The organism is Corynebacterium otitidis ATCC 51513 (assembly GCF_000296405.1).
Taxonomy (GTDB): domain Bacteria; phylum Actinomycetota; class Actinomycetes; order Mycobacteriales; family Mycobacteriaceae; genus Corynebacterium; species Corynebacterium otitidis.
This window is the reverse complement of record NZ_JH815195.1, coordinates 26,277-34,942: the sequence shown is the minus strand read 5'-3', so window position 1 is coordinate 34,942 and position 8,666 is coordinate 26,277. Positions and strand designations below refer to the sequence as shown.

Below are 8,666 nucleotides of genomic sequence, written 5' to 3'. Positions count from 1 at the left end.
GCCGGCGGGTGCAGGGCATCCTCGCGCGCCGCGCGGGCTAGAAGATAAGAGCCTCGGCGCCCGGTGTTAGGCGGAGGGCAGCTCGTCGGGGAGGTGGCGCGGGTCCTCCTCCTCGGCCTTCTTCTCGAGTTCCTCGCCGCTAAGCGAGGTCACGCCCTTCGCGGTGGCCTCCGGGTCGGAGAACGCGGCGTAGCGTTTCTGCTCGCCGAGCTGGTGGAGGAGGAAGCCGGTGATAAGCCCGCGCTCGGTCTCCCGGGCGGAGCGCTGCGGCCCGCCGAGCCCGAACGCGAGCTTGAAGAGCGTGTCCTCGGAGAAGGACTCGTGGTCGGCCTTGTCCATCTCCCGGTAGACGACCGGGCCGCCGTAGTTCTTCGCGACGGTGGCGGGGTAGCCCTGCGCGACGAGCTGCTTCTTGCCGCTGCCGATGACGAGCCCGGGCGTGTCGACGCCGCGGGCGGCGTACTCGCACGACGGGGACGTCACCGACGGGAACGCCGCGACGACCGCCTTGACGCGGTGGTAGTTCTGTGCGGTGAGGATCGCGCAGCCGGCGCCCATCCCGTGGCCCACGACGCCGAGCCGGGTGGGGGAGACGGTGACGTTGCCGTTGCCGAGGCGCACCCCGCCGAGGATCTGCAGCGCGGAGTCGAGGTCCGCGGAGAACCCGCGGTGGCTCGGGTTGAAGCCGGACTCGGTGTCCGGCGCGGCGACGGCGATGCCCCAGCTGGCGAGGTGGCGCAGCGTCGAGTCGTAGGCCTTGGATTTCTTCAGCCACGCGTGTGCGAACGCGACGCCGGGGATGCCGCTGCCCTCCTCCGGCGTGTAGAGGCGCCCGGGAACCCCCGCGTAGGCGAGGTCCCCGGAGAGCACCCGGTAGGGTCCGTGCTTGGACAGGGCCGCTAGAGACTTCTTCAGGTTCGCAGACACGCCCCATAGGATAGTCGCGCCCGCGCGCCGCGGCCGAGGGGATCCCGCCGCGGCGGGGGAGTGGTCCTATCTTCCGGTGGTGCGAAACAGTGCGTCGCCGGGCTCGAGGGCGTCGCCCGGCTCTGCGAGGAGCTCGATGGCCTCGGGCCGCGCGTCGAGCAGCAAAACGGGGCACAGCGGCTCCGCGCCAGCCTCGGCAAGGGCGCGGAAGTCGACGGAGACGAGCGTGTCTCCCGCGCCGACCTGCTCGCCGGGGCCGCGGTGGCACAGCGCCGCGTAGCCTGCGAGGCGCTCCGCGCCGACCCCGACGCCGAGCCACAGGCCGCGGCCCTCGGGGGTGCGGATGACGAGCTGGTCGGGGCGGGCGCGCAGCAGCGTGCCCTCGAGCGGCGCGACGACGCGGGTCGCGCCGGCGGCGGTGGGCCGCACGGCGAGCCCGGCGCCCACCTCGCCGCCGCGAAGCAGCGAGTCGGGGATCTCGGGCTGGGCGACGACGGCCCCGCGCACGGGGCTAAGCGCGACGGTCACCGGGCCCCCTTGCTTATCTGTCGCGGTTCGGGTCGGGCGCGCCGGCCGGGCGCGGCCGGCGCGTTCGGGGCGAGGATACTACCGCTTGGTGGCGCCGGCCCCCGGGGCGCGCCGGGGAGCGGGGCCGGGCGGGGCGGGGCGCGGGTTTCCATCCATTAGAGTGAGCGCCATGTGTGGAATCATCGGATACGTCGGCGGCCGCTCGAGCCTCACGGTGGGGCTCGAGGGGCTGCGCCGCATGGAGTATCGCGGTTACGACTCGGCGGGCATCGCGGTCGTCGACGGCGGCGGCTCGATCAAGGCCGTCAAGCGGGCGGGCAAGCTCGCGAACCTGGAGGACAAGATCGAGGAGATCGGCGCCGAGGAGTTCACCGGCACCGCCGCGATCGGGCACACCCGCTGGGCGACGCACGGCCGGCCCACGGACCACAACGCCCACCCGCACCTGTCCTTCGACGGTAAGGCCGCGATCGTCCACAACGGCATCATCGAGAACTTCGCCGCGCTGCGCGACGAGGTCGAGGCCGCCGGCATCGAGCTGGAGTCGGATACCGACTCCGAGGTCACCGCGCACCTCGTGGAGCTCGAGTACACCCGCGGCGAGCACAAGGGCGACTTCCCGGCGGCCGCGCACGCCGTGCTGCGCCGCTTAGAGGGCGCGTTCACGATCCTGTTCGCGCACGCCGACTACCCGGACCGGATCGTCGCGGCGAGGCGCTCCACGCCGCTGATCATCGGCGTGGGCGACGGGGAGATGTTCCTAGGCTCGGACATCGCGGCGTTCATCGAGTTCACCAAGGACGCGGTGGAGCTGGGCCCGGACAGCGTCGTGGAGATCACCCGCGACGGCTACGAGATCACGACGTTCGACGGGGAGCCCGCCGAGGGGCGGCCGTTTACCATCGACTGGGACCTCGAGGCCGCGGAGAAGGGCGGCTACTCGTCGTTCATGATGAAGGAGATCAACGAGCAGCCGGCCGCGATCCGCGACACGCTCGCCGGGCACTTCTCCGATGGGAGGGTGATCCTCGACGAGGACCACCTCTCGGAGGAGGAGCTGCGCGGCATCGACCAGATCTTCGTCGTCGCGTGCGGCAGCGCGTACCACTCGGGGCTGCTCGCGAAGTACGCGATCGAGCACTGGGTGCGCATCCCCGTGCAGATCGAGGTCGCCAGCGAGTTCCGCTACCGCTCCCCGGTCGTGGACTCGCGCACGCTGGTGGTGGCGGTGTCCCAGTCGGGCGAGACCGCCGACACGCTCGAGGCGGCCCGCCACGCCTCCGCACAGGGCGCGAAGGTGCTCGCGGTGTGCAACACCAACGGCTCGCAGATCCCCCGCGAGGCCGACGCGGTGCTCTACACGCACGCCGGCCCGGAGATCGGCGTCGCCTCGACGAAGGCGTTCCTCGCGCAGGTCGCGGCGAACTACATCATCGGCCTGGCGCTCGCGCAGGCGAAGGGCACGAAGTACCCCGAGGAGATCGCCGAGATCTGGGACACCTTAGAGGAGATCCCGGCGCTGCTCGAGCGGCTGCTTGAGACCGTCGGCGACGAGTCGGAGCGCATCGCCTCGGCGCTCGGCGCGATCCGCACGATGCTCTTCCTCGGCCGCGGGGTGGGCTTCCCCGTGGCGTTGGAGGGCGCGCTGAAGCTCAAGGAGCTCGCCTATATCCACGCCGAGGGCTTCCCCGCAGGCGAGCTCAAGCACGGGCCCATCGCTCTTATCGAGGATGGCCTCCCGGTCGTCGTCATCGTGCCGAGCCCCCGCGGGGTGAAGACGCTGCACTCGAAGATCGTCTCCAACATCCAGGAGATCCGGGCGCGCGGCGCGAAGACCATCGTCATCGCCGAGGAGGGCGACACCGCCGTCGAGCCGTACGCCAACTGGCTCATCAGGCTGCCGAAGACCTCGACGATCATGCAGCCGCTGCTCGCGACGGTGCCGCTGCAGTACCTCGCGGCGTTCATCGCCGAGCAGTGCGGCAACGAGGACATCGACAAGCCGCGCAACCTCGCGAAGTCCGTCACCGTCGAGTAAGACCGCGGTCCCGGCCCGTGGCACAATGGCGGGCCATGGACGTTCTCACCGCGCGCGTCGACCCCGGCGCGATCGAGCGCAACTGCGCGCTTCTCAAGGAGTTCGTCGCCCCGGCGGGGCTGCTCGTCGCGGTCAAGGCCGATGGCTACGGCCACGGGGCGCTCACCGCGGCGCGCGCCGCGCTCGCCGGGGGAGCGGACGCGGTGGGCGTGGCGACCCCGCAGGAGGCCGAGGCGCTGCTCGGCGGCGGGTTTTTAGGCCCGATCCTCGCGTGGCTGTGGGAGCCCTCCCAGCCGGTCGCGGGGCTGCTTGCCCGCGGCGTGGAGCTCGCCGTGACCTCGCCCGCGCACGCCCGCGCGGTCGCGGCCGCCGGGCTGGGGAAGCGCGCTCGGGTGTGCCTCAAGGTCGAGACCGGCATGCACCGCAACGGGATCGCCGAGGACGACCTGCCCGAGGCGGTGCGCGTCCTTAAGAGCGCAGGCGCGACGATCACCGGGGTGATGAGCCACCTCGCGGCCGCCGACGACCCGGGCGATCCCGCCACCGACCGGCAGGCGGCGCGCCTTTCCCGCGCGGTGGAGACGGTGCGCTCGCTCGGCGTGGCGGCGCCGCGCACCCACCTGGCGAACTCGGCGGCGACGCTCACCCGTCCCGATTTGCATCTCGACATGGTGCGCGTCGGCATCGCGGCCTACGGGCTGCAGGCGATGGCGCCGCACGTCGCCCCGCCCAGGCTCGCCGGGCGCCTCGAGCCGGCGCTCAGCCTTATCGCCCGGGTCGTCGACGTGCGCCGGCTTCGCGCCGGCGACGGGGTGTCCTACGGGCTGACGTGGCGCGCGCCCGCCGACGGCTTTGCCGCGGTGCTTCCCGTGGGCTATGCCGACGGGCTGCCGCGCGCCGCGCAGGGGCTTCTCACCCCCACCATCCGCGGCACCGCCTACCGGCAGGTCGGCCGGGTGTGCATGGACCAGATCGTCGTGTGGCTGGGCGGCAACCCCCACGGCGTCGCACCCGGCGACGAGGCGGTGCTCGCCGGGCCGGGCGGCACCCCCGTCGACGTGCTTGCTAGGAGGCTGGGGACGATCTCCAACGAGATCGTCTGCGCCCCGAAGGGGCGCTTCCGCCACGAGACCGCGCCCACCGAGAAAGCCTGAGGGGAGCCATGAAGGACTCGTTTCCCGCCGCCGGAGAGCGGTTCTTGCCCGACACGGAGGCGACGTGGGAGCTCGGCGAGGAGCTCGGCGAAGCGCTCGAGGCCGGCGACCTCGTCGTGTTGCGCGGCCCGCTCGGCGCGGGCAAGACGACGATCACCCAGGGCATCGCCCGCGGCATGGGGGTGCGCGGCCGGGTGACGTCCCCGACGTTCATCATCGCCCGCGAGCACCCCGGACCTAAGGGCCGCCCGGGCCTCATCCACGTCGACGCCTACCGGCTGCTCGGCGAGGACCCCGACGCGGCCGCGGACCCCATCGGGGAGCTCGACGCGCTCGACCTCGAGTCCCGCGCCGAGGATTCCGCGGTCGTCGCCGAGTGGGGCGGCGGGCTCGTCGAGCGCCTCGCCGAGCGGCACCTCGTCGTCGACCTCGAGCGCGGCGGCCCCGACGAGGAGGGACGCCGCGCGCGCTGGCGCACCGGCGGCCCCGGCGGGGATAATGAGCGCGCCGCGGCCGGTTAGGCCGGGGCGCGGGCCGGTCGTACGATGAGGAAAACAACCCGCCACGCGCCGACGAGGCCCCGGGGAAGTACCGGCCGGGGCCCGGCGCCTCGCGACAGGGGGAGAGACATGGCCGCCAGCGCAGCAGAACTCACCGACGCCGACGCCGGGCGGCCCGCCGCCCCCGTTCGCGGGAGCGCGCCGGGCGCGGGCCTGGCGTGGCTGCTCATCGTCGTCGGCGCGATCGGCGCCCTCTGCGCGGCGATCATCCAGGTCGAGAAGCTCCACCTCGCCGAGGACCCCGGCTACACGACGAGCTGCGACATCAACACGCTCGTCTCCTGCGCGGACGTCATGCAGTCCCCGCAGGCCTCGGTCTTCGGGTTCCCCAACCCCATCCTGGGCCTTCTGGGCTTCCCGCTGGTGGGCATGATCGGCGCGGCGGTGCTCGCCGGCGGGCGGTTCGCCGGCTGGTTCTGGGCCGCGGCGACCGGCGGGCTCATGCTCGCCACGCTGTTCTGCCACTGGCTCATGTACCACGCGCTCTTCACGATCCGGGCGCTGTGCCCCTACTGCATGGCGGTGTGGGCCTGCTCGCTCGTCGGGTTCGTCTACGTCGCCGCCTTCGGGCTCAAGGAGTACGGCTCGGGCGGCGCGTTCGAGCGCGGCTTCTACCGGTGGCGCCACCTCATCGCCGTCGCGTGGCTCGCGGCCATCGCCCTGCTCATTCTCTTCGCGTTCCGCGACTACCTCGGCTAGCCCCGCCGTCGGCTAAGTAGGCTTGGGGGCCGTGATTACGCTAGCGATCGACACCGCCACCCCCGACCTCGTCGTCGGCCTCGTCGAGGGCGACGAGAACCCGACGGCGCTGGCGGGGCGGGCGATCAGCGACGCCCGGGGCCACAACGAGCGCCTCGTGCCCGCGGTCGTGGAGCTCCTCGACGAGGCGGGCTTAAGCTTCGGCGACCTGGGGCGCGTCGTCGTCGGCCGCGGCCCGGGCCCGTTCACCGGCCTGCGGGTCGGGATGGCCGCCGCCGCGGCCATCGCCCAGGCGCGCGGGATCCCCGTCTACCAGGCCCTCACCCACGACGCGATCGCCGCGGGCCTCGGCCCCGACGAGGGCCGCGTCCTCGTCGTCACCGACGCGCGCCGCCGCGAGGTCTACTGGGCGCTCTACGAGGGCGGACTGCGCGTCGCCGGGCCCGGGGTGGGCAAGCCCGCTGAGCTCGACGTCGCGGCCGACAAGGTCGCCGGCGAGGAGCGGCTCGCCGCCCTACTCGGCGGTGGGCTCGCCGACCTCCCGCGCCTCGAGCCGGCCCTCACCCCCGAAGGGCTCGTCGCCGCCGCGGACCTCGGCGCCGAGCCCGGCCCCCTTGAGCCCGCCTACCTGCGCCGCCCCGACGCGGCCGTCCCGCCGCCGCCCAAGCGGGTGCTCGGCGGGGACGAGCGGTGAGCACCCCTCGCCTGCGCAGGCTTCGCCCCGGCGACGCGGCCGCCGCCGCGGCCCTCGACCGGGAGATCTTCCCCCTCGAGGGGCCGTGGGACGAGGATGAATACGCAGACGCGCTGCGCGACCCGGCCTGCACCTTCCTCGGGGCGGACGCGCCCGGCGGCGGGCTCGCCGCCGCGGGCGGGATGCTGCTGATAGAGCCCGCGGCGCGGCTGCTCACCGTCGGCGTCGCGCCGGGCCACCGGGGCCGGGGCCTCGGCGGGCGGCTCGTCGACGCGCTCTTAGGGCTCGCCGACGGGGCGAACCTGCCCGTCGCCCTCGAGGTGCGCGCCGGTAACGAGGCCGCGATCGCTCTCTACGAGCGCCGCGGGTTTCGCGCCGCCGGGCTGCTGAAGGGCTACTATCAGCCGGGCGACGCGCTGGCCATGATGCGGCCCAGGAAGGCCGCAGGCCGCGCCGGCCGGTGACGACAACACACTCGGAGAGAACACGGAGAGGGCGAAAAGAGACGTGATCATCCTCGGCATCGAGAGCTCCTGCGACGAGACCGGCGTCGGGATCGTCGAGCTCACGGAGGACGGCCGGATCGTCGAGCGCGCCGACCAGGTGGCCTCCTCGATGGAGCAGCACGCCCGCTTCGGCGGCGTCGTCCCCGAGATCGCCTCCCGCGCGCACCTCGAGGAGATCGTGCCCACCGTCCGCCGCGCGCTGAACGAGGCCGGCATCGAGCGCCCCGACGCGGTCGCCGCGACCGTCGGTCCGGGCCTCGCCGGGGCTCTCTTGGTCGGCGCGTCCGCCGCGAAGGCCTACGCCGCGGCGTGGGGAGTGCCCTTCTTCGGCGTCAACCACCTGGCCGGGCACGTGGCCGTCGCCTCTCTCGAGGGCGAGCCGCTCGGCCGGGCCGTCGCGCTGCTCGTCTCCGGGGGCCACACCCAGCTCCTCGAGGTGCCCGGGCCGGGTGAACCCATGCGCGAGCTCGGCACCACCCTCGACGACGCCGCCGGCGAGGCCTACGACAAGGTCTCCCGCCTCCTCGGCCTCGGCTACCCCGGCGGGCCGAATATCGACCGGCTCGCCCGCGGCGGCGACCCGAAGGCCATCGCCTTCCCCCGCGCGCTCACCCGACCGAAGGACCGCGAGCGCGGCCACCGCTTCGACTTCTCCTTCTCCGGGCTCAAGACCGCCGTCGCCCGCCACGTCGAGGCCGCCGAGCGCGACGGCGAGCCCGTCGCGGTGGCCGACGTGTGCGCCTCCTTCCAGGAGGCGGTCTGCGACGTGCTCACCGCCAAGGCCGTCGACGCGTGCCGGGAGCTCGGCGTCGACACGCTGCTCCTCGGCGGCGGGGTGAGCGCCAACCGGCGGCTCCGGGAGCTCGCCGCAAAGCGCGCCGCCGAGGCCGGGGTGGCGCTGCGCATCCCGCGCGCCTCGCTGTGCACCGACAACGGGCTCATGATCGCCGCGGCGGCCGCGCAGCTCATCGCCCGCGGCAGGCAGCCCTCCGGGCTCGGCGCGGCGACGGACACCGCCCTGCCGGTCGAGGTGCCGCTCGTCTAGCCGGGCGGTTTTGCCCTGCGCAGCGCGCCCCGCAGCGCGGCTTACTGGCACGGCCGATCCTTGAATGCTGGCACTCGCAGGGGTAGAGTGCCAGGCAGGTTGTTCGCCACACAGTTGTTCACCCGCGACGACGGCTGTGCTGGAGACCCAGCAACCGGCACATCTTTAAACATCGAACGCTCGATTTTGGAGGACTGACCGTGGCTAACGTCAACATCACCCCGCTGGAGGACCGGATCCTCGTGCAGGTGCTCGAGGCCGAGACGCAGACCGCGTCCGGGCTCGTCATCCCGGACTCCGCGAAGGAGCGCCCGCAGGAGGCGAAGGTCCTCGCCGTGGGCGCGGGCCGCTTCGACGACCAGGGCAACCGCATCCCCGTCGACGTCAAGGAGGGCGACACCGTCGTGTTCTCCCGCTACGGCGGCACGGAGATCAAGTACGAGGGCGAGGACTACCTCATCCTCTCCGCGCGCGACGTGCTCGCCGTCGTCGGCAACTAGCTCCCGAAAACGACA

General features: G+C 73.4%; 10 protein-coding genes. 8 read left to right on the top strand and 2 right to left on the bottom strand.

The window, feature by feature from the left end; all coding sequences use genetic code 11:
- Positions 1 to 66: 66 nt before the first annotated feature.
- Together HMPREF9719_RS07560 and HMPREF9719_RS07555 are read right to left on the bottom strand one after the other, a co-directional pair.
- Positions 67 to 927, bottom strand: coding sequence for a dienelactone hydrolase family protein (locus tag HMPREF9719_RS07560; RefSeq protein ID WP_004601399.1), 861 nt, complete (start codon positions 925 to 927; stop codon positions 67 to 69).
- A gap of 66 nt (positions 928 to 993) precedes the next feature.
- Complete coding sequence (locus HMPREF9719_RS07555) at positions 994 to 1,455, bottom strand: PTS glucose transporter subunit IIA (RefSeq protein WP_004601398.1); 462 nt, start codon at positions 1,453 to 1,455, stop codon at positions 994 to 996.
- A gap of 169 nt (positions 1,456 to 1,624) precedes the next feature.
- Between HMPREF9719_RS07555 and glmS the strand changes: the two genes are divergently transcribed.
- The 8 genes from glmS (at position 1,625) to groES (ending at position 8,651) form a co-directional block, all read left to right on the top strand.
- Positions 1,625 to 3,493: a glutamine--fructose-6-phosphate transaminase (isomerizing) gene (gene glmS / locus HMPREF9719_RS07550; protein ID WP_004601397.1), complete on the top strand. Its 1,869-nt coding sequence runs from the start codon at positions 1,625 to 1,627 to the stop codon at positions 3,491 to 3,493.
- Positions 3,494 to 3,528: 35 nt separating this feature from the next.
- Positions 3,529 to 4,647 (top strand): alanine racemase, encoded by a 1,119-nt coding sequence (gene alr / locus HMPREF9719_RS07545; RefSeq protein ID WP_004601396.1) that lies wholly within the window; start codon positions 3,529 to 3,531, stop codon positions 4,645 to 4,647.
- 8 nt (positions 4,648 to 4,655) lie between these two features.
- A complete protein-coding gene (gene tsaE / locus HMPREF9719_RS07540) occupies positions 4,656 to 5,168 on the top strand; it encodes a tRNA (adenosine(37)-N6)-threonylcarbamoyltransferase complex ATPase subunit type 1 TsaE (RefSeq protein WP_004601395.1) in 513 nt (170 codons plus the stop codon).
- Between the two features lie 108 nt (positions 5,169 to 5,276).
- A complete protein-coding gene (locus HMPREF9719_RS07535) occupies positions 5,277 to 5,906 on the top strand; it encodes a vitamin K epoxide reductase family protein (RefSeq protein ID WP_004601394.1) in 630 nt (209 codons plus the stop codon).
- A 31-nt stretch (positions 5,907 to 5,937) separates the two neighbouring features.
- Positions 5,938 to 6,600 (top strand): tRNA (adenosine(37)-N6)-threonylcarbamoyltransferase complex dimerization subunit type 1 TsaB, encoded by a 663-nt coding sequence (tsaB, locus tag HMPREF9719_RS07530; RefSeq protein ID WP_004601393.1) that lies wholly within the window; start codon positions 5,938 to 5,940, stop codon positions 6,598 to 6,600.
- Positions 6,597 to 7,064: a GNAT family N-acetyltransferase gene (locus tag HMPREF9719_RS07525; protein WP_004601392.1), complete on the top strand. Its 468-nt coding sequence runs from the start codon at positions 6,597 to 6,599 to the stop codon at positions 7,062 to 7,064. The genes tsaB and HMPREF9719_RS07525 overlap by 4 nt, the downstream gene beginning before the upstream one ends.
- A 43-nt stretch (positions 7,065 to 7,107) precedes the next feature.
- Positions 7,108 to 8,151, top strand: a complete 1,044-nt coding sequence (tsaD, locus tag HMPREF9719_RS07520; protein ID WP_004601391.1) for a tRNA (adenosine(37)-N6)-threonylcarbamoyltransferase complex transferase subunit TsaD — start codon at positions 7,108 to 7,110, stop codon at positions 8,149 to 8,151.
- Positions 8,152 to 8,351: 200 nt separating this feature from the next.
- Entirely contained in the window at positions 8,352 to 8,651 is a 300-nt protein-coding gene (gene groES / locus HMPREF9719_RS07515) for a co-chaperone GroES (protein WP_004601390.1), read from the top strand.
- Positions 8,652 to 8,666 lie beyond the last annotated feature (15 nt).

Excerpts from the sequence above, each read along its gene's own strand:
- alr (WP_004601396.1), top strand. The coding sequence starts at position 3,529 with ATGGACGTTCTCACCGCGCGCGTCGACCCCGGCGCGATCGAGCGCAAC.
- tsaE (WP_004601395.1), top strand. The coding sequence starts at position 4,656 with ATGAAGGACTCGTTTCCCGCCGCCGGAGAGCGGTTCTTGCCCGACACG.
- glmS (WP_004601397.1), top strand. The coding sequence starts at position 1,625 with ATGTGTGGAATCATCGGATACGTCGGCGGCCGCTCGAGCCTCACGGTG.
- HMPREF9719_RS07535 (WP_004601394.1), top strand. The coding sequence starts at position 5,277 with ATGGCCGCCAGCGCAGCAGAACTCACCGACGCCGACGCCGGGCGGCCC.